Origin of the sequence: Collinsella aerofaciens, from assembly GCF_028209395.1 — a bacterium.
GTDB lineage: Bacteria > Actinomycetota > Coriobacteriia > Coriobacteriales > Coriobacteriaceae > Collinsella > Collinsella aerofaciens_AZ.
Genome location: NZ_JAQLDQ010000003.1, coordinates 107,436 through 131,434, shown reverse-complemented (window position 1 = coordinate 131,434; position 23,999 = coordinate 107,436). Strand labels below are relative to the sequence as shown.

Annotated in this window: 21 protein-coding genes and 2 tRNA genes; 2 read left to right on the top strand and 21 right to left on the bottom strand. The window is 62.4% G+C overall.

Going from position 1 to position 23,999, the window contains the following annotated elements; translation table 11 throughout:
- Window positions 1-41 precede the first annotated feature (41 nt).
- From selB to PMW67_RS02595, 20 genes are all read right to left on the bottom strand, one after another.
- Window positions 42-2,012 (bottom strand): selenocysteine-specific translation elongation factor, encoded by a 1,971-nt coding sequence (selB, locus tag PMW67_RS02690; RefSeq protein WP_271738676.1) that lies wholly within the window; start codon window positions 2,010-2,012, stop codon window positions 42-44.
- A complete protein-coding gene (gene selA / locus PMW67_RS02685; RefSeq protein WP_271738675.1) occupies window positions 2,009-3,466 on the bottom strand; it encodes an L-seryl-tRNA(Sec) selenium transferase in 1,458 nt (485 codons plus the stop codon). The genes selB and selA overlap by 4 nt, the downstream gene beginning before the upstream one ends.
- Before the next feature lie 184 nt (window positions 3,467-3,650).
- Window positions 3,651-4,487, bottom strand: a complete 837-nt coding sequence (locus tag PMW67_RS02680) for a formate/nitrite transporter family protein (RefSeq protein ID WP_271738674.1) — start codon at window positions 4,485-4,487, stop codon at window positions 3,651-3,653.
- A 196-nt stretch (window positions 4,488-4,683) separates the two neighbouring features.
- Window positions 4,684-4,757 (bottom strand) — tRNA-Gly (locus PMW67_RS02675).
- A gap of 6 nt (window positions 4,758-4,763) precedes the next feature.
- A tRNA-Pro gene (locus tag PMW67_RS02670) sits at window positions 4,764-4,840 on the bottom strand.
- A 91-nt stretch (window positions 4,841-4,931) separates the two neighbouring features.
- Window positions 4,932-6,290 (bottom strand): branched-chain amino acid transport system II carrier protein, encoded by a 1,359-nt coding sequence (brnQ, locus tag PMW67_RS02665; RefSeq protein ID WP_271738673.1) that lies wholly within the window; start codon window positions 6,288-6,290, stop codon window positions 4,932-4,934.
- A gap of 161 nt (window positions 6,291-6,451) precedes the next feature.
- The gene (gene tnpA, locus PMW67_RS02660; protein ID WP_089573702.1) at window positions 6,452-6,910 is read right to left on the bottom strand and encodes an IS200/IS605 family transposase; all 459 of its coding nucleotides are present in this window, start codon (window positions 6,908-6,910) and stop codon (window positions 6,452-6,454) included.
- Window positions 6,911-7,105: 195 nt separating this feature from the next.
- Complete coding sequence (locus tag PMW67_RS02655; protein WP_271738672.1) at window positions 7,106-8,245, bottom strand: aminotransferase class V-fold PLP-dependent enzyme; 1,140 nt, start codon at window positions 8,243-8,245, stop codon at window positions 7,106-7,108.
- Window positions 8,242-8,493 (bottom strand): putative Se/S carrier protein, encoded by a 252-nt coding sequence (locus PMW67_RS02650; RefSeq protein WP_117564982.1) that lies wholly within the window; start codon window positions 8,491-8,493, stop codon window positions 8,242-8,244. Before PMW67_RS02650 ends, PMW67_RS02655 begins: the two co-directional genes overlap by 4 nt.
- A 19-nt stretch (window positions 8,494-8,512) precedes the next feature.
- Window positions 8,513-9,139 (bottom strand): sulfurtransferase-like selenium metabolism protein YedF, encoded by a 627-nt coding sequence (yedF, locus tag PMW67_RS02645; RefSeq protein ID WP_271729681.1) that lies wholly within the window; start codon window positions 9,137-9,139, stop codon window positions 8,513-8,515.
- Window positions 9,140-9,200: 61 nt separating this feature from the next.
- The gene (selD, locus tag PMW67_RS02640; RefSeq protein WP_253056262.1) at window positions 9,201-10,250 is read right to left on the bottom strand and encodes a selenide, water dikinase SelD; all 1,050 of its coding nucleotides are present in this window, start codon (window positions 10,248-10,250) and stop codon (window positions 9,201-9,203) included.
- Window positions 10,243-11,460 carry a glycosyltransferase family 4 protein gene (locus tag PMW67_RS02635; protein WP_271738671.1) on the bottom strand — a complete coding sequence of 406 codons (1,218 nt, stop codon included), beginning with the start codon at window positions 11,458-11,460 and terminating at the stop codon, window positions 10,243-10,245. Before PMW67_RS02635 ends, selD begins: the two co-directional genes overlap by 8 nt.
- Before the next feature lie 14 nt (window positions 11,461-11,474).
- Window positions 11,475-12,239 carry an acyl-CoA dehydratase activase gene (locus PMW67_RS02630; RefSeq protein ID WP_271738670.1) on the bottom strand — a complete coding sequence of 255 codons (765 nt, stop codon included), beginning with the start codon at window positions 12,237-12,239 and terminating at the stop codon, window positions 11,475-11,477.
- 104 nt (window positions 12,240-12,343) lie between these two features.
- On the bottom strand, window positions 12,344-13,507 hold the full coding sequence (locus PMW67_RS02625) for a double-cubane-cluster-containing anaerobic reductase (RefSeq protein ID WP_117564977.1): 1,164 nt from the start codon (window positions 13,505-13,507) through the stop codon (window positions 12,344-12,346).
- A 155-nt stretch (window positions 13,508-13,662) separates the two neighbouring features.
- The gene (locus PMW67_RS02620; protein ID WP_271738669.1) at window positions 13,663-14,946 is read right to left on the bottom strand and encodes a double-cubane-cluster-containing anaerobic reductase; all 1,284 of its coding nucleotides are present in this window, start codon (window positions 14,944-14,946) and stop codon (window positions 13,663-13,665) included.
- Window positions 14,947-15,375: 429 nt separating this feature from the next.
- The gene (locus PMW67_RS02615) at window positions 15,376-16,446 is read right to left on the bottom strand and encodes a sulfate/molybdate ABC transporter ATP-binding protein (protein WP_271738668.1); all 1,071 of its coding nucleotides are present in this window, start codon (window positions 16,444-16,446) and stop codon (window positions 15,376-15,378) included.
- A 3-nt stretch (window positions 16,447-16,449) separates the two neighbouring features.
- Window positions 16,450-17,892 (bottom strand): molybdate ABC transporter permease subunit, encoded by a 1,443-nt coding sequence (gene modB / locus PMW67_RS02610; protein ID WP_271738667.1) that lies wholly within the window; start codon window positions 17,890-17,892, stop codon window positions 16,450-16,452.
- Between the two features lie 68 nt (window positions 17,893-17,960).
- On the bottom strand, window positions 17,961-18,836 hold the full coding sequence (gene modA / locus PMW67_RS02605) for a molybdate ABC transporter substrate-binding protein (RefSeq protein ID WP_271738666.1): 876 nt from the start codon (window positions 18,834-18,836) through the stop codon (window positions 17,961-17,963).
- 203 nt (window positions 18,837-19,039) lie between these two features.
- Window positions 19,040-19,519, bottom strand: a complete 480-nt coding sequence (locus PMW67_RS02600) for a MogA/MoaB family molybdenum cofactor biosynthesis protein (RefSeq protein ID WP_271738665.1) — start codon at window positions 19,517-19,519, stop codon at window positions 19,040-19,042.
- 10 nt (window positions 19,520-19,529) lie between these two features.
- Complete coding sequence (locus tag PMW67_RS02595) at window positions 19,530-20,792, bottom strand: molybdopterin molybdotransferase MoeA (protein ID WP_271738664.1); 1,263 nt, start codon at window positions 20,790-20,792, stop codon at window positions 19,530-19,532.
- Window positions 20,793-21,002: 210 nt separating this feature from the next.
- On the opposite strand from PMW67_RS02595, the gene PMW67_RS02590 reads away from it, so the two are divergent.
- Both PMW67_RS02590 and PMW67_RS02585 read left to right on the top strand, forming a co-directional pair.
- Window positions 21,003-22,424 (top strand): chloride channel protein, encoded by a 1,422-nt coding sequence (locus PMW67_RS02590; RefSeq protein WP_271738663.1) that lies wholly within the window; start codon window positions 21,003-21,005, stop codon window positions 22,422-22,424.
- Window positions 22,425-22,510: 86 nt separating this feature from the next.
- A complete protein-coding gene (locus PMW67_RS02585; RefSeq protein ID WP_271738662.1) occupies window positions 22,511-23,473 on the top strand; it encodes a diacylglycerol/lipid kinase family protein in 963 nt (320 codons plus the stop codon).
- Window positions 23,474-23,560: 87 nt separating this feature from the next.
- Here the strand turns inward: PMW67_RS02585 and PMW67_RS02580 are convergent, their stop codons facing one another.
- A complete protein-coding gene (locus tag PMW67_RS02580) occupies window positions 23,561-23,941 on the bottom strand; it encodes a peptide chain release factor family protein (RefSeq protein ID WP_416378091.1) in 381 nt (126 codons plus the stop codon).
- Window positions 23,942-23,999: the final 58 nt, after the last annotated feature.

The window sequence follows — 23,999 nt, the reverse complement described above, 5'->3', positions numbered from 1 at the left end:
AAACTAGCAGGGCGTCGTGGCGAACAGCGATACGGCAGCCCCTAACGAAGCGATCTTAGGCCGCCGGCTCCTTTGTCGAGCGTCGTAAAACGCACCGCATCCAGGTGCTCCAAGATGCTAATGGCTCGTTTGCGCGACACGCCCAGGGCCTCGCGCAGCACGCTCGTAGTGGCAGTGCCACCGGCAGCCTCGATGGCAGCTGCTACGACCTCACGCGCATGGGCCACGGCGGCGGCGGACAGAGCAACGTCGCGCTCGACCTTCACAATCGAGCGGTTGAGCGAAAGCTCGCGCAGAGCCCGCGTCATGGTGTCGCAATCGAGCTGCAACCACTCGCCCACCTCGGGCAACGTCGGTGCATCGAGACCGGCCCCGTCGAGCAACGCCAGGATGCGGTCACAGGCCTCACGCACCACGCGCGCGGCGGCGGCAGCGGAATGCGGGTCGAACACCTCGGCACCGTCTACGGCGCACACGCCGCGCGCACAGCCCTCGAGGACGAGCGCGGACGCGACGTCTTCGTCCGCTGTCGGCCAGGCAGCATGTGCAACCTCGCCCGGCGTGAAACCCGTCTGCTTGGGCGAGGCCCCGTGCATGGCGGCCAGCGTGTCGGAGAGCATGACGAGTGCGGCGTCGAGCACAGCGGGGGCGGCATAGAGCTCCTCGGTCGAACGCTCGGCATGAAGCGCCACGGCATCGCCCGAGGAAACCGTCCCGTGCAGGAGCGCGGCCGCCTCGGCGCCCGAAAGATCGAGAGCACGGGTTGCGGCCGCGGCAGGCGCGGGCAGGCGCTGCAGCCCCAGCCATGCGGCAACGGTGGCAGCGCGGTCGCCGGCATCCAGGGCCCCGAGCAGCGCGCGCTCGCCCGCGGAGAGGTCGCGCGAGCGGCGGCACCGCGAAAGAAGAACGCGACCGCCGCCGATAAGCGTCACCGGCGAGAACGCGAGCACGATGAGGCCGTCGCCCGATCGCACGGGAAGACGCTCCTCCAGACGGACCTGCACGATGCGGGTCTCGCCAGCCTCAATGGGTCCTTCACCCTCCATGAGCATGATACGGCCGAGGACCTCTGCCGTGCCCACCATCACGTGTACGCGCGCGCCGGACTCGAAGGGCACGGGCTTGGTGCCCACGCGCCCCAGATACGTGAAGCGGGCGATGAGCCTGAGCGTCGAGCCCTCGGCACCAGACCCGCAGAGGACCTCGCCGCGCGGAAGGTCGCCCGCGCCGTCGCCCACGATGTTGAGCGCCACGCGCTGTCCGGGCAACGACCGAGGAGTATCGCCATGCACCTGAATCGCGCGCACGCGGCAGCGCACGCCCGCGGGACTCGAAACGAGCTCATCGCCCACCGTCACGGGGGCATCGTGAAGCGTGCCCGTGACGACCGTCCCGGATCCCTTGATGGTGAAGCAGCGGTCGATGGGCAGACGCGGGGCCAGACCGGGGCGCACCGGGCGGGATGCGGCATCGGCCAGGAAAGAGTCGATAGCGGTATCGAGGGCAAGGCGAACGTCCTCGACGCCCGCACCCGTGCGAGAGGAAACGGGCACCACGGGTGCATCGGCAAAGACGGTATCGCCGAGGAAATCCATCACGTCGAGCTCGGCGAGCTCCGCCGTCTCGTCATCGGCCAGATCGCGCATCGTAAGCGCAACGACCATGTGCGTCACACCCAACAGCTCCAGTACGCGAACATGCTCGCGGGTCTGCGGCATCACGCCCTCAACGGCCGAAACCACCAGCAACGCAACGTCCACGCCGGTGGCGCCCTGCACCATGGCGCGCAGATAGTGCGCATGCCCAGGCACGTCGACCAAGCCGACAAGCTTGCCGCTGGGAAGCTCGAGCTCGCCAAAGCCGAGCTCCGTAGTCATGCCTCGGCGCTTCTCGACCTCCAGACGGTCGGGATTTTTGCCAGTCAGTGCCTCGATAAGGGCCGACTTTCCGTGGTCAACGTGTCCTGCTGTTCCAACGACAACGGAACACTCGACAAGCTCACGCGCCGTCATCGACGCAAACCCGTTTGCACGGCATCCGCCAACGCAGACGCACACAGATCAAGGTCGGTGTCGTGCAAGAGCGTGCGAACGTCAAACAGCACCTGGTCGTGCCGCACGCGCGTCACAACCGGCGTATCGGGCTCCTGAACCAAAGCGTGCTTTAGGCCATCGGCGGATAGGCGCCCATCGACGGGACAGACGGCAACGCAAAATGTTGGGAGCTCGACGGTCGGCAGCGATCCGCCGCCGGGAGTAGAGACACCCTCGACAACCTGCAGCTCCACGGCCTTTTCGCACTGAGCCTCGCGAAGCTTGCGCAGTATGCGGTCGTGCAGGCGCTTGGCCTGACGCTCGAGCGGCGCCGGCGCGCCGGAAAGCATGTTGAGTACCGGGATCTCCCGATGCGCCGTATCGGATCCGGTCACATACAGACGCAAAGTGGCCTCGAGCGCCGCGAGCGTGAGCTTGCCGGGGCGAAGCGCGCGCATAAGCGGATGCGAGGCACAGGCGGCGATTACTTGGGCGCTACCGAGAATAATACCCGCCTGCGAAGCACCGAGCAGCTTGTCACCCGAGCACGAGACGACGTCAACGGCGGCGCAAAGCGAGGCGGACGTGGGCTGCTCCCCCGCATCGGCGAGCACCCCGTCTGCAAGCAAAGCGCCCGAGCCCTGGTCCTCGTACAGCAACAGCCCGTGCTCATGCGCCAGCGCGGAAAGCTCCGCCGCGGAAACCTCCTCGTGGAAGCCCTCGATACGATAGTTGGAAGGATGGACTTTCAGGATCATCGCCGTGCTGGGCGTAATGGCACATCGATAATCATCCAGATGCGTGCGGTTGGTAGAGCCCACTTCGACAAGCTTGGCACCCGAAGCCGCCATGATGTCGGGGATGCGGAAGCTGCCGCCCACCTCGACCAGCTCGCCGCGGCTCACGATGACCTCTTTGCCGCACGCATGCGCGGCAAGTACCAGCAGCACCGCCGCGGCATTATTGTTGACAACCAAGGCGTCCTGCGCCCCCGTGAGCGTGCGCAGCAGGCGCGCGGCATGTTCCTTGCGGCCACCACGTGCACAGGTCGCGACGTCATACTCGAGCGTGCTGTATCCGCGGGCGACATCGGTCACCGCCTGCACCGCTGCGGGAGCGAGCGGAGCGCGGCCCAGATTGGTGTGAATCACAACGCCCGTCGCGTTGACGGCGGGACGCAGGGTCGGCAGCGACAGGCGGTGACACCGCCGCTCGATAGCCAAGGCGAGCTCGCGCTTATTCCTGGCGGGGGCGCCGGAGCGAATCGCCGTGCGCTCGGCATCGAGCTCGGCGTCAATCGCCTCGCGCACAATCGTGTCGCCCGCATCGCCCGCAGCCTTCATGACCGGCCACTCCGCCAGCAGCTCGTGGACAGCGGGAATGGAGCGCAGGCGGTCGCGCACCTCGGCAGGCATGGATTCGCAGTCGCTCATGGAAAGCCTTTCGACATGTTCAATAAAAAGCAGGTCCCCCACGATCATCGTCGGCCACCAAATGGCGACGCGCATGCAAAAGGGACAGGTCCATTATGGCAGCTCATGGCAAGACGGCGCAGCGCCTCGTCCAAACCCGCCAAAATAAACCTGTCCCTCTTTGGTCGGTTATGCCATGGGGCCTTTAGGCCTCCCTGTTGGCGTAGATAAACCAGTAGCCCAGCGCAACGATCAGGGCGCCGCCCACGATATTGCCGAGCGTGGCGACGGAAAGATTGAGCGCCAGGCCCGCCGCGTTGAGGGCGTCGGCGCCGGCGACATCAACTCCATAGCCGCAGGAGTGCATCAAAATACCCATGGGCAAAAAGTACATGTTGGCAACGCAGTGCTCAAAACCGCAGGCCACAAACGCGGCAATGGGCAGCAGAATGCCCACGACCTTGTCGATCACGGTCCTGCCAGCGGTACCGATCCATACAGCCAGGCACACAAAGATGTTGCACAGAATGCCGCGGAAGAAGATGGTGACGGCGTCAATCGAAACCTTACCGGCGGCGACGCTCACCATGGTGTTGGCGACGGCCTCGCCGTTGAGCTTGTAAATAGCTGCCATGTAAACCAAAAAGACGACGAACAGCGCGCCGGCAAAGTTGCCGATCCGCACAGCGACCCAAGCCTTGAGCATCTGGGCGAGCGTGATCTTTTTGCTCTTGAGCGCGCAGACCATAAGCGAGTTGCCGGTAAACAGCTCCGCGCCGCAAATGAGCACGAGCACCAGACCCAGGCAAAAAGCAAGGCCACCCACAAAGCGCTGGGCGCCCCAGCCAAGCGTGGGATCGCTCAAAAAGACCGTGAAGAACAGGCCGCCAAAGGCGATGAACGCGCCGGCGAACATGGCAAGCATAAAGGCCTTCGTGGTCGGTAGGTTGGCCTTGGTAACACCGGCAGCCTCGGTCTTGGCCTCGATCGCGGCGGGCGCCAGGCAATCGGGGGTGGAATATTCTGCCTTGGAATCTGCCATGTCGATCACTTCTTTCTTACGTTGTGGGACAAGCATTGCCAAAGCACATGTCCCGCGCCGGATGGTCAAAACAAAACAGGCCAGAAGTAAACGTACCTCTGACCTGCAAATTACTTGGAGCGACGGGTTCGTCACCCGGTACTCTCACAAAAACGGCCTTGATCCCAAAAAGAATCAAAGCCGTTAACCAATCTTGTGGAGCGGGCGACGGGAATCGAACCCGCGTCATCAGCTTGGAAGGCTGGGGTTCTACCATTGAACTACGCCCGCAAGATATGGTCGGGACGACAGGATTTGAACCTGCGACATCCTGCTCCCAAAGCAGGCGCGCTACCAAACTGCGCCACGTCCCGAAGGTGTTGAGCAGCTAAGGTCTAAACCTTGCGTGTCCCAAAGCGAAGGAAATTATAGGGGAGACTCCCCGCCTGCGCAAGCATTGATGCCTTAGCTCCTCGAATGTGCAACAAAACGACTATGGAGCAGGCCAATCACAAAGGCAACTACGGCGACCGGCGCCCACGCGGCACCGATATCCGCCAGCGGCAGCACATCAAACGGTAACCACGCACCCGCAAAGAACGCGTCGCGGACCGAGGTGATCACGCTCTGCACCGCGACAACGCCGCCGACCCAGACCCACACCTGCGGATGCGCGTCGCAAAAACCGTGCACCAGGCCCATAAGCACCAGAACAATGGCAACAGGGTACAGGGCGTTAAGCATGGGCACCGAGAACATGAGGATCACGTCGAGGCCCACGTTGGAGAGCACGCACGAAAACGCCGCGAACACAAAGGCGAGTATCGCAAAGGGACGGCGCATGGCCTCCTCGGAAGCCTCCGCTCCCCCTTTTACCACATACGTCTCGCAGAAGTAACGCGAGCAGCAGCTGATAAGGCCGATGCACACGTTCATGCAGGCGAGGAAAAAGATCGCAAAGACCACGACCGTGCCGGCAAGGCCAAAGTGCATAGAGGCCGAACGAGCGAGGATGGCGGCACCGTTGGTGGCATCGGGCATAACCGTGCCGAGCTGCATGCCGGCAAGCGCCAGGCCGCAGTAGATGATGGCCATGAGCACGCCAGCGATCACACCGGAGCGCGAGATCTCGAAGGCCACGCGCTTGTCATCGGTCACGCCCAGCTCGTGGATAGTCTCGGCGATGATAATGCCAAAGGCGAGCGACGCGAGCAGGTCCATGGTCTGGTAGCCGGTCAGAAAGCCCTGGACCGCGGCACCGGCATCATAGGGAGTCTGCGGAGCAGCAGCCGGCCCCAGCGGCGAGATCACGGCGGCACCAACGACCAACACGATGAGCGCGATGAGCGCGGGGCCCGTAATACGACCGAGCACGCGTGTGATAACGCCCGGGCGCAGCGTGAGTGCAAACGCGACGACAAAGAAGCCAACGGCAAACACCAGGCGAGCCGTGCCAAGCGAGACGCCCTCCGGCAGCAGCGGCACCAGCATCTCGAAGGCCGTGGAGCTCGTGCGCGGAATAGCCAGGCACGGGCCGATCGCTAAATAGACCGCCGCGACAAAAAACTCGCCAAACTTGGGGTGCACGCGACCGGCAAGCTCGCGCGCCGTTCCGGCAAGTGCCACGGCGATAAAGCCCATGACGGGCAGGCCGATGGCGGCAATCAGAAAGCCAAGCATGGCGAGCGGCGTGGCAGAGCCTGCCTGCAGCGCCAGCAGCGGCGGAATAATGAGGTTGCCGGCGCCAAAGAGCATCGAGAACAGGGCGATGCCGACGGTGACGACATGGTCGGAGCGCAGACCGCGCGGGGCGGATGATGCCATAGGACCACCTTTCGGGTCGAAATCAGAACCACCCTTAAAAAGGGTGGTTTGCTCTTAGGGTATAACCCACGGGCCCCGGGCTCGCGTCTAAAGGCGCGGGCCCGGACTTCGTCCAGGCCTAGTGCATCTTGACCCGTGGCGCGCCGGTCGAACCGGCAGGATCACCCCCTCTTGAAGGGGTCCTCGTACTCCTTCACGCTCAGCCTGTCCAGCGCGATGTCGTGGGACTCCTGCTCCCTGATGTACTTGGCGATCGTCGCCTCGTTCAGGCCGACGGTGGACACGTAGTAGCCCTCCGCCCAGAACTTCCTGTTGCCGAACTTGTACTTGAGGTTGGCGTGCCTGTCGAATATCATCAGCGAGCTCTTCCCCTTCAGGTAGCCCATGACGCTCGCGACGCTGTACTTCGGCGGGATCGCCAGCAGCACGTGCACGTGGTCGGGCATCAGGTGCCCCTCGATTATCTCGATCCCCTTGTACTCGCACAGCTTCCTGAGGATCTCCCCTATGTCGCTCCTGATTTGGTTGTAGATCACTTTGCGCCTATACTTCGGCGTGAACACGATGTGGTACTTGCACATCCACTTCGTGTGGGAAAGGCTGTAGGCCTTCTGGGCCATGGCGACCACCCCTTCGACTCGAATTCTTGACGGCCTGAACAATCGTCAATATCGGTCGGAGGGGCGGCTTTGCAAAGCCGTTTGTCTCCACCCGCGTAGCGGGTGGTTTAAAGCTGGCCGCTGCGCGGCCAGCAGACTAAAGTCTTGAAACAAAAACGGGACGGGCAAAAGACCCGTCCCGCAAGTATATACGCTTTAGCAGGCTAAATCGCGCAGAGCGTCAATCGCGGTGTCGACTTCCTCGTCCGTGTTGAAATACCCAAACGAGAAACGAACGACACCCTGGCGCTCGGTCCCCAGTGCGCGGTGCATGAGCGGAGCGCAGTGGGCGCCGGGGCGCGTCGCAATCCCCCACCCTTGCATGAGCGCATCCGAGATCTCAGCAGAGTCGATATCGCCCACGTTGAGCGACACGATCGCAGAGCGCGTCGGCTGGTCGAAGGCACCGTAGAGCTTAATCCCCGGAATCTCGCGCACGCCGGCAAGGAAGCGATCGGCGAGCGCACGCTCGTGGACAGCAATCGCCTCGACCCCACCCTGGGCCTCGATAAAGTCGAGACCAGCGGAAAGGCCCGCGATGCCATGGCCGTTGAGCGTACCTGCCTCCAGGCGCGTGGGCCACTCCAGTGGCTGCAGCTCATCGAAGCTGTGTACACCAGTGCCGCCCATAGCCCAGGGCGCCACGTCGACGCCCTCCGCCACGGCCAGACCGCCGGTCCCCTGCGGGCCCATCAGTCCCTTGTGGCCGGTAAAGCACACGATGTCGAGGCCCATCGCCTGCATGTCAATCTTCACGGTGCCGGCCGACTGCGAAGCATCGACAATCACGAGCGCGCCGGCCGCATGGGCCATGGCCGCCACGCGTGTAACGTCAACGGCGTTGCCGGTCACGTTGGAGGCATGCGTCACCACGACGGCACGCGTGTCAGGCGTCACCAGCCGCTCAAGCTCTTCGTAGTCGAGCGCACCGTTCGCGTCGCAGCCCGCGTGCTCAACGGCCACACCCTGCTCTGCCGCCAGGCGGTTGAGCGGACGCAGCACGGAGTTGTGCTCGAGCACCGTTGTGACCACATGGTCGCCGGGGCGCACCACCCCGTTGATGGCGGTGTTGAGCGCCGCCGTGGAGTTGGGCGTAAAGCACACATGGTCCGCCCTCGGGCAACCCAAAAGGCGCGCGAGCTTGGCACGGCAAGCGTGAATCGTACGAGCGGCATCGAGGGCACCCGACGTGGCGCCGCGCCCGGCATTGCCGAGCGAGTACATCGCCTGCGTCACGGCATCGATGACCGTCTGCGGCTTGTGCATGGTCGTCGCCGCGTTATCCAGATAGATCATCGCACGACCTCCCACATATCAATCACGGTATAGCCCTCGGTGGGAATGCCCGCTGCGGCAAGCTCGGCGCGCAGCAGTTCCTCATCGGCAGGCAACGCCTTCCACGCCAGACCGCAGCCGGCAGCGACCTCCCCGGGCACGGGAATCGTTCGCCCGGGAAGGCCGCGCTCGATGCATAGGGTCTCGCACCCCATGGCGGCCGCCGTGGTGGGAAACGTGATGACAAGCGCCGGGCGCTTCTCCCTCATGGCAACTCCAACCAATACGCTACGGGCGCACGACGCGCACGGCCTGCTCCATCTTCTCCACGATCACGTACATGTTGGTGACCTCGCCCACCGCAAGCTGGTCTTTAATGCCATAGTGGTCGAGGCAGGTACCACAGGTGAGAATCTCGACGCCCTGCTCGGCCAGGCCCTTCAGGTCGTCGAGCACCGGCGAGCCCTCAACGGTGAGCTTGGCGCCGCCGTTGTAGAACAGCATGGTCGCGGGCAGCTCCTCCTGCTGCGTCACGGCAAAGATAAACGCCTTCATGAGCTTGTGGCCCAGCTCGTCGTCGCCACGGCCCATGCAGTCGGTGTAGACGGAAATGACGAGCCTGCCCTTGCCGGCGCTGGCATCACAGAAGGCAGCGCCATCCTGCTCGGGATCGGCCATGGCAACGGCGCCAGAGGTCGCCACGGTCACGTGCCACTCGGCGTCAGAAACCTTCTCGACCGAGGCCGTGCAGCCTTTCTCCTGCGCCATCTTGGAGATGTTCTTGACGGCGGTCTCGTTGTCGACCGAGGTCACGACGGCGCCCTCGCCATCGAGCTGCTTCAGAGCTTTGAGCGTCTTGACGACGGGCAGCGGGCAGGCATCGCCCATGGCATTGACTTCAATCTTGGTAGACATAGCAAATTCCTTTCGAAAGAGCCGTTCTAGAGAACGGCAAACAGTTACATAAACGTGCGGGCTAGCGAACAACGCGGACGGCAGGACCGCCCGGCTCCGCCTCACACACGCGCCCGACAACGGCCGCGATGCGCCCCTCGGCATGCAGGCGACGCGCAAGCCCATCCACATCGGCAGCAGGCGCCGCGATGAGCAAACCGCCCGAGGTCTGCGGATCGTACAGCGCATCCAACATGCCCGGCTCCAGGTCCTCGTCGGCAGCCACGCGCGGGCCAAAGAAGTCCTGGTTGCGGTAGGCACCGGCAGGAATAATGCCCAGACGCGCCATATCGAGCACCTGGTCAAAGAGCGGCACCGCCCCCGACGTAAGTTCAATCTGCACGCCCGAGCCCTCGGCCATCTCGCACGCATGCCCGATCAGGCCAAAGCCCGTGATGTCGGTGCAGCCGTGAAGCTCGAGTCCCTCGGCCAGGCGAATCGGGGCCTCGTTGAGGGTACGCATCGAGTCAAACATGGCTGCGGCCTCGTCCTGCTCGATGAGCTCGCCCTTAATGGCCGTGGTGATGATGCCCGAGCCGATCGCCTTGGTCAGCAGCAGAACATCGCCCACGCGTGCGCCGCTGTTGGCGAGCATATGGTCGAGTGGCACAAAACCGCTCACGGACAGACCGTACTTGGGCTCGTCGTCGTTGATGGTGTGGCCGCCCGCGATGGAGCAACCCGCCTCGACGCACTTATCGGCGCCGCCCGCCAGAATCTGACCGGCAACCTCAACGCCCAGGCAACTGGGTATGCATAGCAGGTTCATGGCATGGCTCGGCCGCCCGCCCATGGCGTAGATGTCCGACAGCGAGTTGGCCGCAGCGATCTGGCCAAACAGGAACGGGTCATCGACCATCGGTGGGAAGAAGTCGATGGACTGCACGAGCCCCAGGTTCTCCCCTACGCGGAAGACGCTCGCATCGTCGGAGGTATCGAACCCCACGAGCAAGTTGTCGTTATGCACATTGGGTAAGTCGCCCAGGACCTGGGCGAGGGCTCCGGGAGCCAACTTAGCGGCTCAACCGCTCGCGGCCGTCATGGACGTGAGCCTCATGGTGTCCTTAGCCATACGAACCCCCTTCCAACAAATCAACGACTTTAAGTATACGCGCCAGGCACGCTTCCCAAGAGACCGCCGACGGCTCGAACGTCGAAAGCGGCGCCGCAAGCGCCTGCGCGATAGCATCTGCCAGTGCGCGCTCAAACAACGGAAGGTCGGCCGCCACGGGCGTGTCGACATCCGTCATACGCGGCGACGCCACCCACGTCACGGGAGCACCGGGAAGCATCGCCTCCATCCAGGGACGAACGCCGGGCAAATCGGTCGCCACAACTTTGCAGCCGCACGCGAGGGCCTCGATCGTCACGAGCGGCAGACCCTCGTAAAACGAAGGCAGCACAAAGACGTCGGAACTGCGGTAGGCACGCACGAGCCCATCGCTATCCAGGCGCCCCGCCAGCGTCACCGGCACATCCGAGGCCGCGGTCAAGCGCTCGATACGCGCGTACTCGGCATCGTCCCCGCGGCCGCCCACAAGTACCAAGCCAGATGGGCGGACGCCATCGTCAATCGGCAATGACACAGCTCGAACCAGCGACTCGACGCCCTTTTTAAAGCAAATCTTGCCCACGTACACAAGCGATCCCGGCTGCCTCGCCACGCTTGCATCGCGGCAGAAGACGCGATGGTCGTAACCCGTCCCAATCACGTGGATGCGATCGGCATCGACGCCGCACACCAGGTCAATCTGCTCAGCCTGCCCAGCATGGAGCGCAAAGACGGCATCGAGCCGACGAACCGCACTTACGATGCGATCGCGTTCGAGCGTATGCGAACGCAGCTGGCGCAGGTCGGTCGAATGACACACGGCAACAACCGGCACGCCTCGGACGCACTCGCGCGCCAATGCGGTCACCAGATACAGGTGATGGCAGAGCACCAGATCGGGCCGAAACTCAGTCACCGCTCGATCGATTGCAGCAGCAAATGCCCGCTCAAATGCCTTGAGCATCGAAGGCGTCAGATCACGATAGCGTGTGGAGGGATAGGGCATGACATCGGACATGCCACAGATGGGAAACGGCAGCTCGGGCGACTCGAACGGTACGGCAAACACGGCAGCACGCCGGTCCAGCTCGCCTTGGGTATCACCCGGTGCCGCGCCGCAAAGCACGGCGGCGCGATGCCCCGTCTCGATCTGCTCGCGTACGAGCGCGGCAAGGTAGGTGCCGCTGCCAGTGCTATCTGGTTTTTGTGCCGAGATATTGAGGATGCGCATGTCGCGGTACACCCCTAGGCCAAGGCGGCGGCGCGGACAGCCGCGCCGATCGCTCCGGCAAAGCGAGCCTGGGGCGAGGTGGTCACCGGCGACCCCAGTAGCTCGCCCAACCGCTCCACCACGAAGGCGTTCTCGCACAGGCCACCGGTCAGGTAGTACGGGGCGCCCGCGGCCTGCCCGGCCATGGTCGCCACGCGCGAGACCACGCTGTCGATCACGCCACGCGCAATGTTCTCGCGCGGCTCACCGCGACCGATCAGGCTGATGACCTCGCTTTCGGCAAACACCGTGCACATGCTGCTGATCTTGGTGGGCTCGCCGGAACGCGCCAGGTCGGCCATCTGCTGCTGGGAAATGCCCAGGCGGTCGGCCATGATCTCCAGAAAGCGCCCCGTGCCGGCGGCACACTTGTCGTTCATGGCGAACTTTGCCACGCGGCCGCCCTTGAGTTGGATGACCTTGGTATCCTGGCCGCCCACGTCGATCACCGTGCCCTGCTCGCCAAACAGGCGGACCGCATCGGCACCATGGCAGGTGATCTCGGTCACTACCTTGTTGGCATAGGGCACCGCGACACGGCCGTAGCCAGTCGCGACCACGCGAACATCGTCGCCCGTCACGTCATAGCCGGCTGCAGCGAGCTCACCGCGGAGGCGCTCGGCCGCATCGACCGAGGAGAACCCGGTTGGCTGCACGCACGTCCACGCCACCGAACCCTCCCCATCGACCACAGCAGCCTTAGCCGCCGTAGACCCGATATCGATCCCGATCCCTATCATGGCTCTCTCCCAATCTAAACATCAAAGGTAGCGGCGCGTTCAGGCGCCTTGGCATCCTCCCTCACATGTAACAAAGGGACAGTCCCTTTGTCACATACCGTCACCTACAGGGTTTCGATGAAGGCAGCAATGCGCGTCTCGATCTGGCCCATGTCGCCGTTGCTGTAGTCGGTCTCAATCTTCATGTACGGAATGCCCGCACCCTCGACAGCTTCCTGCATGCGTGCGCTCTCCACGTTAAAGGTATGGCACGCCTGGAGCACGTTCTCCACTACCCCATCGACGTGATACTTCTCGCGCATGGCCAGCGTGTTTTCCATACGACCGTCGTTGGGCGTCATGACCGAGCAGTTGATATCCAGGTAGCGGTCGGCGATGGCGCGCAGGATATCGGGAGCCTCCGGGTCGATCATCATGGCCGCCGTGCGCTCGCCCGAGCAGTCGTCCATGCACACGACCACACCGCCGTTGGACTCGATAGTACGGCCGATCTTGTTGATCACGCCGCCCACCGGGCAGCCAGTGATCAGAATGCGCTTGGCATCCGCCGCAACCGGGCGCTCGCCCGCGTCGTAGGTCTCGCGCAGCTTGGCAACCTTTTGCTCCAGCTGCTGCGTATAGGCCTCGATATCAAAGCTGAACGTACCGGCGAACATGGTGCTCATCAGGTCAACGCCGCTCATGGCAGCCGGCTGGTTGGCCTGCAGCGCAAACATCTCGAGCTGGGCCGCACGCAGACGGTTGCGACGACGGACGGCAGCGCGCAGGTCATCGTCGGTAATCGTGATGCCGTAGAAGCCCTCGAGCTCCTCCTTGAGCAGGCGGCACTCCTCGTACCAGCCTTTACGCTCGTAGGCGCGATCGCGACCCTGCGGAAGATGCAGAATGTGCGTGCGCTTGAGCTCGTTGAGCAGTTCGTACATCTTCTTCTTGCCGTCGCAGGTGGTCTCGCCGATGATCATGTCGCTAAAGTACGTAAACGGGCACTTTTGCGAGTAGGCAAAGCCGTACGTCGATTTGATGAGCGGACACAGATTTGCCGGCAGCACCTTCTCGGCCTCGGGAATCACCTCGTCGGATGTGCCGCACAAGGCCACACTTGCAGCGCCCGCGGCATCGATAATCTCGAGCGGCGTATAGCTGCACAAATAGCCGACCAGGCGATTGCCGGCCTGTTTGTAATCCTTGACGCGAATAAACGCCGCCTTGCGTTGCTCGTTGAACTCCTCAAACGTGGACGGCAACGGCTGCTCAATATTTTCCGACATATAACTCCTTAACAAACCTTTTAAACAACCAAGGAAACGGCTTTTCCAGGTGCCCGAGGTTGCCGTGAAAGAGGAGCGCCGCGTACTTCTGGTACGCAAGCGACGGTTTGAACAGCAAGATCGGGTGCCTGGGGAAGCCGCCGGGACGAATAGTCCTAAATGGTTTCCAAGAAAGCCTCAATCCTGGTTTGCAGTTGGCCTGCATCCTCGCCGACGTAGTCGGTCGTGATGTGCATAAATGGAATGCCGGCCTCCTCGGCGGCCTTCTCCACGGCAAACGACTCCATCTCGTAGAGCGTGCAGAACTGCAGGGCCACGTCGACAATGCCGTCGGCATGCAGGTTCTTGGCCATCTGGACAATGTCCTTCATACGCTGGTCGTTGGGCGTAAAGACGGCACAGTTGATCTTAAAGTAGCGCTCGGCGATGGCATCGAGCATCTCGTCAACCGTCTCGCCGGATTCGTCGACCAGGTCCTTGTAGTAGCGTGAACCCGTGCAGGACTCCTCGCCTACCACGACGCCGCCGGCCTTCTCGATAAGGTTGAACAGTTTCCAGTTGGGGACGGCCATGGGCGTACCGGTGTACAGGATGCGCTTGGTGCCCTTGGGCGCCACGCCCTCGCCGGCCTCGACACGCTGCTCGCACTCGGCGGCCATCTCGTTGATGGCTCCGGTCAGACGCGGCGTGTCGTCCATAAAGGCGGCCTGAACGGTCAGCAGGCTGTCGAGACCGCTGATGGGCGCCGGGTCGGCAGCGCGCGTGGCAGCCAGGCGCTGCAGGGCGCGACGCTTCTCATTGACGGCGTGGATGGCGGCCTTCAGACGCTCGGGCGTGATCTTGACGCCGCACTCTTCCTCGATCTTGGCGGCGAGCTTCTTGACCTCGGCCTTCCAGGTCACGAGCGTCGACTCGTCGTGTACGTTGGGAATATCCATGACGTACATGTTCTTTTGCGTGGCAAAGAACTCGTAGGCCTTTTTCTTGCCGTCGCAGGTGTTCTCACCCACCACCAGGTCACTCGACTCAATGTAGGGGCAGACCTCGCCCAGCTTAAAGCCGGCAAAGCTCTTGATGAGCGGACAGGTGTTGCGCGGCAAGTGCTCCTCGACCTTGTCGGTCGCCCAGTCGGCACCCGAGCACAGGCCAACGGGGATGCCATCGCAGGCAAGCACGATCTCCTCGGGCACGTACACACAGAACGAACCGACGATCTTGGTGGCCTCGCCGGCCTCCTTCTTGTCGAGCATCTCCTTAATACGGCCGCTGTGGATGTTGGTGGCGACAAAATCCAGGTAGGACGTGGACTTGGGGCGATTGTTCTGCGTCAGGAACATATCGCCGTACATCTGGCCCACAGCGCCCAGCAGCATGTCGTGATCGGCAAGATTCATGCCGAGGCTCTCCCACATCGGATGGAAATCGAATTCTTCAGCCATGACGGTTCCCCTCTCGAACCAAATACGGATAACTACGGTATTGCTGCACGGTGGGCGGCGAAAACCCAGCCGTGCCTAAACCCGGAATTTTGGGGAACCTGCTTTGCGGTCGATTATTTAGTTGTGCGTCGTCTCTCCCGGAGCCGTGAACATACCTGCTCATATGCGACTCCGAGCCATATACAGGGCGCGCGCGGCAACGCGGCGAATGTATGTCGTCTGCGGCATGTGCGCGTCCTCCTTTACAAGTTAAGGTCAACTATATCAACGGTCGTCGACCATGCGAACACCGTTGACATTCGTACGACAGCGTCGTGTGCCGCCGTTTAATAAATAATTATCTGTGTTGATAAGAGTTTGTCATTCCCCATTAGGCGAACGGCAAGACAAAGCCGCCGAGACTTATATCCCCGACGGCATTACCCGGCGCTACCGACAAACCAGATGGATCCTGCTGGCATCAAAATGCATACGCAGGGTCTCGCCTTCTTGCGGTAACCCATCCGCTGGTACGCTCAATTTGTTGACCTTCCACTGCAGACGCGTTGGCGCATCGGCCCGCGGCGCATCCAACAGCACCAGGCGCTCAAAACGCGAATCGCTCACGCGCGCCACGTGCAGGTCGTAGCTGTTGCGACCCCGCTCGGCACGGTTGTCCACATGGAAGTAGCTCGCGCGAATGCCCAGGTACGCCACATTATCGGGAACCTCGCGACCCACGTTAAAGGTCATGCCCCAATCGAGCGCCTCAACTTCTTCGTCGCCGATCTTGCGCGCCCGGCTTGTGTTCTTGCAGCCCGTCAGGCGCAGCGCCGCCAGCGTCTGCGGACGGCGGACCACGTCCTCGACGGAGCCGATCTCCTCAACATGCCCGTCGTGCATCACGCAGATGCGCTGGCACAGGCGGCACGCTTCGTCGATGTCGTGGCTCACATAGAGCACGGTGCGGTTGCATACATCGAACAGGTCGAGCATGTTCTGTTCGAGGGCGCTCTTAAGATAGGAATCGAGTGCGCTCATGGGCTCGTCGAACATAAAGATGCCCGGGTGAGCCGCCACCATACGGGCAAGCGCCACACGTTGCTGCTGACCGCCCGAGAGGCGCGCGGGATAGCGGTCGGCAAAGTCGGCCAGACCGAAAATGCCCAGATAGCGCTCGGCCAGCCTTTTGCGCGCCGCGGCGTCGCCCGCATCCTTTACGCCAGCGCACACGTTATCGGCCACCGTCATATTGGGAAACAGCTGATAGTTTTGGAACAGCAGAGCGCATTTGCGCTCCTGAGGCGACAGGTTAATGCCCGCGGCCGAGTCAAAAAATGTCACGCCGTTGACGACAATCTTGCCCTCGTCGGGCGTCTCCACACCGGCAATGCAGCGCAGTGTGCAGCTCTTGCCGCAACCCGAGGCGCCCAGCAGCGCCACGCGCTCCTCGTCGGCCTCAAGCTGCATGTCGAGCACAAACCCGGGATAACGTTTCTTAATATCCAAAACGAGCGACATAGCTTATCGACCTCCCTGCGGCGCCGCATCATCTCGCATGAGCTCGGCCAGCGCCTCGCGATCGATACGCAAGGCATCTCCGCCCGCCGGGTCGAGCGAATCGCCCTGTCCGGCGAGCTCCTTAGCCTGCTTCCGCTCCGCACGGGAGAGACCGCGCTCGCGGTACTTTTGCGAATGCGCGGTGTACATGTTGATGAACAGGATGACTAGGAAACTAAACACGATCACGACGACGACCCAAAAGAGGGCTACCGACGTGTTGCCGCCCATCCACTCAAAGTAGATGGCAATGGGGATGGTCTGCGTAATACCGGCGTAGTTGCCCGCAAAGAACAGCGTGCAGCCAAACTCGCCCATCGCGCGGGCAAAGGCGAGCACCGTGCCGGCGGCGATGGAGGGCCAGCCGAGCGGCATCATGAGCTTGGCAAAGATGCGACGTTCGGACCATCCCAAGGTTCGCGCGGCGTCGAGCATCTGCGTATCGAGGCTCTCGAAGGCACCGAGCGCCGTACGGTAGACCAGGGGAAACGACACCACCACGGCAGATATCACCGCTGCCGGCCAGGTAAAGACGATTGAGACGCCGTGCGCGATAAGCCACTGGCCCACCCCGGTCGAGCGGCCAAACAACATGAGGAGCAGAAAGCCGCAGACCGTGGGCGGCAGCACCATAGGGATGGTAAAGACCGAGTCGAGCAGGCCCTTGATGCGACTCGAGGTACCCATAGTCTTCCACGCGGCGAACAGGCCCAGCGCAAAGGAGATCAGCAGGGCAAGGCCGCTCGTTTTTATGGACACCCAAAACGGGCGATAGTCGATGTCGCCCAATAAGGAGGCCAGAGAGGTCAAGGGCCCCTGCTCATCCCGCAACACGACAGACGATGCTTCTACCATTTGAGCGCTATCAAGCCAACGCGCGCCGCCCTTGGCATCACCCGAGGCTGATGCAATCACCACATAGCGGTCCCCATCCGCACCGCGCTCGTCAAAGCCATAGGTATACCCGCCGGCATCAAACGTTGTTTCCGCCGTGACATACCAAGGAAGATCCACGTCCCCCAGCTGCGCACCTCCCATGCAGTTTGCGCTGTCGAGCTTACAGACGAGGGCCTTGAGACCCGATACGCACTCGTTGTCCTGCGGATCCAATCCATACTTCTCGACCGCCTTGGGCGATATCCACACCACAACGCGATCGGCAGCAGGCGCCACTACAAGGTCCACGTCCTCGTCAACGGGAAACCGGTAGCCCTCAGGCTGACCCTCCATGGCACGAGCAGTCCCCTTGGCCAACCGCTCAAAACCCTCGATCCCATAGGAAAGCCCATGAGCGGTCGCGGCGTTCTGGGCCCCGTCCTCAGCGTCCCCAGCAAACGCAAATCCCGGCACCCAGCAAAGCGCGAAGGTCAAAGCACAGGCGACAAGCATGCGGAATCTATTAAGCACGAAAAGCTCCAAGCGAATACAAGAACGGAGTGAAACACAAAACGATGGAATTATCGCGCCAAGCCGCACTACTCGGAAAGCTCAAAGCCATACTTGGCCCAAATCTTCTGGGCCTTCTTGTTGGTCAGACAGAAGTCAATGAACGCCTTGGCCTCGTCGGCGTGCTCGGAGCTCTCGGCAACGGCACCCGGGTACACGATGGGCTTGTGCGAATCCTCGGGGCACACGAAGGCCTCCTCGATGCCGTCGTAGCGGAAGATATCGGAGCTGTAGACAAAACCGGCCACGCAGTCACCCGTAGAGACGTAGGCGGCAGCGGTGCCGACCTTATCGGCCAGAGCGACCTTGTCGGCGATCTCGGGAGCATACTCGCCGTCGTCGCCCTCGGTGCCGGTGTAGAGGCCCACGGAGGCCAGGGCCTGGTTGGCGTACTTGCCAGCGGGAACGGTCTTGGCGTCGCCAATGGCAATCTTGCCTTCCAGGTTCGCAACGTCGGCGATGGCCTCGACCTTGGTGTCGGAGTCCTCGGCGCGAATGATCACGAGGTCGTTGACGAACATATCCTCACGCGTGTCGGCGTCGACGAGTTCGGCGGCCTCAGCGTCGTCCATGGTGCCCTTGGAGGCCGTGATGAGCACGTCGACCGTGGCGCCGGCGCGCATCTGCTCGACGAGGTCGCCGGAGGCCTTAAACTGCGTGTCGGCAAAGGTGGTGCCGGTCTGGTCGGTGTAGAGCTCCTGAACCTCGGGCAGGGCCTTCTCGAGCGAGTTGGCGGCAAAGACTTGCAGCTCGACAGCCTTCTTCTTAGAGGAAGACTTGGCGGAGCCGGCATCGGAACCAGCGGGCTCGGACGTCTTTTTGCCCGAGCAGCCAGCAAGGCCAAAGCCGGCGGCAGCGGCAGCAGAAAGCGAGACAAAACCGCGGCGTGAAACCATATCGAACATATTCAACCCTTTCGGACCTTGTGCCCGGGTACCCCACCGCGGGCTTTAATCTGCAATCAGATTATACTTCTGCGCGAATAATGATAGTGAGATATTATTCTCGTTAGAGAATATAGTTTCAAGCTACCGTGCACCTCGGCGTCGCTTCGGCGGAAAACAAAAGCGGAGCGACCGATAAGGTCGCCCCGCCGCAGGTAAACCACTTAGTTGGTATGTCCTCCGCCCGCTGTCATCTGAGCCGCATGCTCCAGCTGGTCTGCTATGGCCTCCCAGCTTTCGCGGGCGGCCTTCGTAGAACCGGGAAAGTTTACGACAAGTGTATGACCTCGTTGCATACAAATAGCGCGCGAGAGCATGGCGCGACGCGTCTTGGTCATGGAGTACGCACGGATTACCTCTGCAATACCCGGCACATCGCGGTCGCAGACGGCACGCGTCGCCTCAGGCGTCACATCGCGCATCGAAAGCCCCGTGCCGCCGCAGGTGAGCACGACATTGGCGTGGCACTCATCGGCGGCTTCCACAATGGCATCACCGATTTCGCTGACGTCGTCGCGCACGACCACATGTGAGGCGACCGTCCATCCCTGCGCCACGATGAGCTCCTCGAGGGCAGCGCCTGCCTCGTCCTGGGCAAGGTCGCGCGTATCCGAGCACGTCACGATCGAAATCTTCAACTCCATAGCGTTCCTCCTATAGTACCGTTCCCTCAGGCAGGTCGACGCGCACAACGTCCACGACATCGCCCGCCGCAATGTCGCACGGCCCTTCGTCAATACGCAGCAGGCAGTTGGCCCGCTGCATCGTGCCGAGCAGCGCCGAATTCTGCGTCTTGGCCTCGGTCACCAACAACTCACCGGTCTCGGGGTCGCGCAAAACCGTGGCGCGATCGAAGAAGCGGCGATTCTGTCGTTTTTTCACGCCGTGTGTGAGCGTCGCCTGCTGCACGGGACGCACGCCCTCGGCAAAGCCGCGCATCTTGCGAATCGCCGGACGGGCAAGCATCTCAAAGCCCACATACGCCGCCGCGGGATTGCCCGAAAGCCCCAAATACGGCTTACCCCCAAGCAGGCCAAACGTGATGGCCTTGCCAGGACGCATCGAGATGCGATCGAACAGCACCTCGCCCTCGCGCCGGGCGAGCGCCGTCACGTAGTCGTAATCGCCCGCCGAGGCGCCACCGCTCGTAATGACAAAATCGCACTCTCGCGTGGCGCGATGCACCAGCTCGGCAATCGCCTGCTCATCATCGGGCGCAATGCCGTAGAACACGGGCTCGGCGCCGGCATCGAGCGCTTCGGCCATCAACGCCGACGAGTTGGAGTCGCGAATCTGCCCGCGCGCCGGCAGCTCACCCGGCGCGACCAGCTCCGTGCCCAGCGAGATAATGCCCACGCGCGGAGCGGCATGGACCTTCGCGCTCGCGTAACCGGCGCTTGCCAGCAGGCCGGCGCCGGCCGGAGCCACTACCTCACCGGCGCGCATCACGACGTCGCCGGCATGGGCCTCCTCGGCGGCAGAGCGAACGTTCTCCCCCACCTTGGCCGGCGCCGAGAACCTCACACGCGAGCCCTCGTTGCCGTCACCGTCGAGCACATCGACGATCTCGTACTTCACCACGGCATCGGCACCTTCGGGTACCGGCGCGCCCGTCATGATGCGGACCGTCTCGCCCGCGCCGATTACGCCCTCAAACACATGTCCCGCAGCCTCGTGTCCGATAACGTCGAGCGTCACCGGCGCCTCGCCAGACGCCTGCGCCAAGTCCGCCGAGCGCACGGCATATCCGTCCATAGCACTGTTGGCAAACGGCGAGATGTCGATGTCGGCCACCGCGTCCTCGGCCAAGGGAAGACCGGTGGCCTGCCACACGGGAATCTCGACGAGATCGGTCGGAGCAACGTGCGACAGAACAATCGACTGCGCGTCCTCCAGCGGAATGAGTTTCTCTGCCATATGCACCTCTTAATGCCACGGCGCACAACAGGGGCGCCGATTCTTTATGCTTGTCTCAGTATAATCCCCAGACGCACGACCGCGACTTGGCCTGTACCCGCAAATACACCTGTCGGCCGCAAGCCACGAAACAAAATCGAAACCAACCCACCGGCTCGTCGCGTTTACCGCGTTTTATAATGCTTGCGTTGCAACCTAAAAGAGGAACGTATGACTCATAACGACAAACCCGAAAGCGCAAACGAGGCGCAAGACCATCCCCAGCCGCTCGACGACGGCGGCTTTTTCTCCCTGAACGACGTCATCACGGCAGGCAGGCATCAACTTACCCGCTCCGAGCATCTCTTGGCTGCCGACACGCGCCGCAACGCCCGCAACCTACTCGCGAGCGCCAAGTTGCTCATACTCGTCGTCATCGTCTCGCTTGCCATGGGCGTTGCCGCTTGGGCGTTTTTGGCCTCGTTGAATATCGCGACCGACTATCGCGAGCACCATGCGTGGATTTACGCGCTTCTTCCCGTTGTGGGCGTTGCCACCGCATGGGTGTACAAAAACCACGGTCTTGCCGCCAAACGCGGTAACAACTTGGTCATCGACTCCGCTCTGGGCACCCGCCTCATCCATATGCGCATGGCCGTCCTCACCTTCGTCTGCTCCACGCTCACGCACCTAACGGGCGGATCGGCCGGTCGCGAGGGAGCTGCGGTGCAGATTGGCGGAACCATCGCCAGCAACATCTCGAGCCTCGCCCACCTCAAAAAGCATGACCACCACGACCTCATGCTCGCCGGCATCTCGTCGGCCTTTGGCGCCGTATTCGGCTCGCCCCTTGCCGGAGCTTTCTTTGGCATGGAGATGTGCTTTATCGGCAAGATCGACTACACGGCGGGCATCTACTGCCTGGTCGCCTCGTTTACCGGCTACTTTACATCACTCGCCCTGGGTACCGAGTACGAGGCGAATGTCATCGCCAGCGTTCCCGCTATGACGCCCACAACGGTCGTCATCGTTGTTATCAGCGCCATCATCTTCGGTCTGACGGCACGCCTCTTTGCGTGGTCGGTTCGAACCGTCAAGAGCCTGTACGGTCGCTTTATCACCAATTACCTCGTTCGCGCACTTATTGGCGCACTCGTGGTTTTGGCCGCCTATGCCCTCCTCGACGCCTGGGACTACGCCGGCCTTTCCACGTGGCTTTCCGGCGCCGGATTTGCGGGCAACACCACCCTGGCGGACGCAGCCATCAAGTTGGTCGTCACAGCGCTTACCCTGGGCGCTGGCTTCCAAGGCGGCGAGGTCACGCCCCTGTTTGGCATCGGTGCGGCGCTCGGCGGTTGGATCGGTTGCCTCGTCGGAATCGACCCCAGCTTTCTGGCGGCGCTGGGCATGCTCGGCGTGTTCTGCGCCGGCCTCAACGTACCCATCACCACCTGCATGATGGCCATCGACCTGTTCCACGGCACGGCCGCCGGGTTCTTTGTCATCGTGGCCTTTATCAGCTACCTAACCGGCGGGCACCGCGGCGTGTACCCCGCCCAGCGCATCATCTCACCCAAGCGCCGTTCGCTTATTGTGGATGAGGGCGGTACGGTAGCGGATGCTATCGAGCGCCACAACGACCTGATAGAGTAGATGTAATAATCGCCGTGCAGCCACAATCGGGGGCAATTCGACCTGAGCGCGACCGCACTGTCATGTCACACGCCGGGAGTCGCCCCATGCACGCAACTGATTTTGGTCGCACGCTCATCATCGCCAACCCAGCCGCCCAGTCGGGCGCCGCGCACGAGGTTGCCGAGCGCCTGCAACGCTTTTTGGACATGACTGCGCGCACATCCCAGTTTGACCTGGTGCTGACCGAGCGCATGGGACACGCCAAGGAGCTGGCCACCCAGGCTCAGGGCTATCGCACCGTTATCGCCCTTGGCGGCGACGGCGTGATTCACGAGGTCGTCAACGGGCTTATGACGCAAAAGGAGGACGCCCGCCCCGCCCTTGCCGTCCTGCCCGTGGGCTCTGGCAACGATTTTGCCCAAACGCTCGGCATCGACGATTTCTCCGGTAAGGATTTTGGCGCGCTGCTCACCTGCGAGCTGCAACGTCAGGACATCGGGCGCATTCGCTCATGGAACCCCGCAAACGGTAGCGGCGAATGTTCCGTTGAGTACTACGACCAAACGCTTTCGATCGGCATCGATGCCGCCATCGGCCTTGGCACCACCGAGCTGCGCAAAAAGACCGGTTTGACGGGCGCGCCGCTCTACACCCTCTCGGGACTTGAGCAGTTTGGCCTGCGCTATCGCAACTACCCCATGACAGCCAGCTTTGACGGCGCGCCCGCCGAGCGCGTGAGGGCGATCATCATGGCGATTCAACTGGGTCCCACGTATGGCTCGGGCTATCGCATCTGCCCCGATGCCGACCCCTGCGACGGCATGCTCGACGTCTGTTACGCATGCGGCCCTGTCCCTCGCGCGGTTGCCCTGCCTATGTTTCTTTCGGCCAAGGACGGCCACCATACCAAGTTGCCGCCGGTTCGTATGCGCCGCTGCCGCCATGCCGCGCTCACCTTGGAGGAGCCCAACTACCCCATCCAGGCCGACGGCGAGCCCGTTGTCGCCTCGCGCATCGAGGTCGACATCCTTGCCGGCGCCCTCCACGTCTGGCACCCCACCCGCTAACCCCACCTAAGTTGCGGTGAAATAGGGACTGTTTATGCATCTAAAGCCGCAAAACAGTCCCTATTTCACCGCAACTTATTGATAAGATCATTCCTCCCCACCCGGCTTGCGACGGTTGGCCTTTTTAATGGCGTTGAAGTGTTTGTCGTTGAGCCTGCGCTGGCGAGAGCGCTGAGGCACCTTGGTCTTTACGCGTCGGCGCGGTGGACGCCCGCGACGCTCAAGCTCAGCGCGCAGCTTACGCAGGCAGCTGCTACGGTTTTGGAACTGGCTGCGGCTCTCACGCGCCGTCACGGTAATCCCCGAAGGGATATGCTTCATGCGCACCGCCGAGTCCGTCGTGTTCACGCCCTGCCCACCCGGGCCCGTCGCGCGAAACACCTGCACCTCGCAATCGCGCGCCAACTCCTCGACCGACATCCCGGCATAGTGCGCATACTCACGCCATCCCATCTTGTTCTCATCCATATCAACACCTCCCCTCATACAAAAAATGTGACAAAGGGACAGTCCCTTTGTCACATCG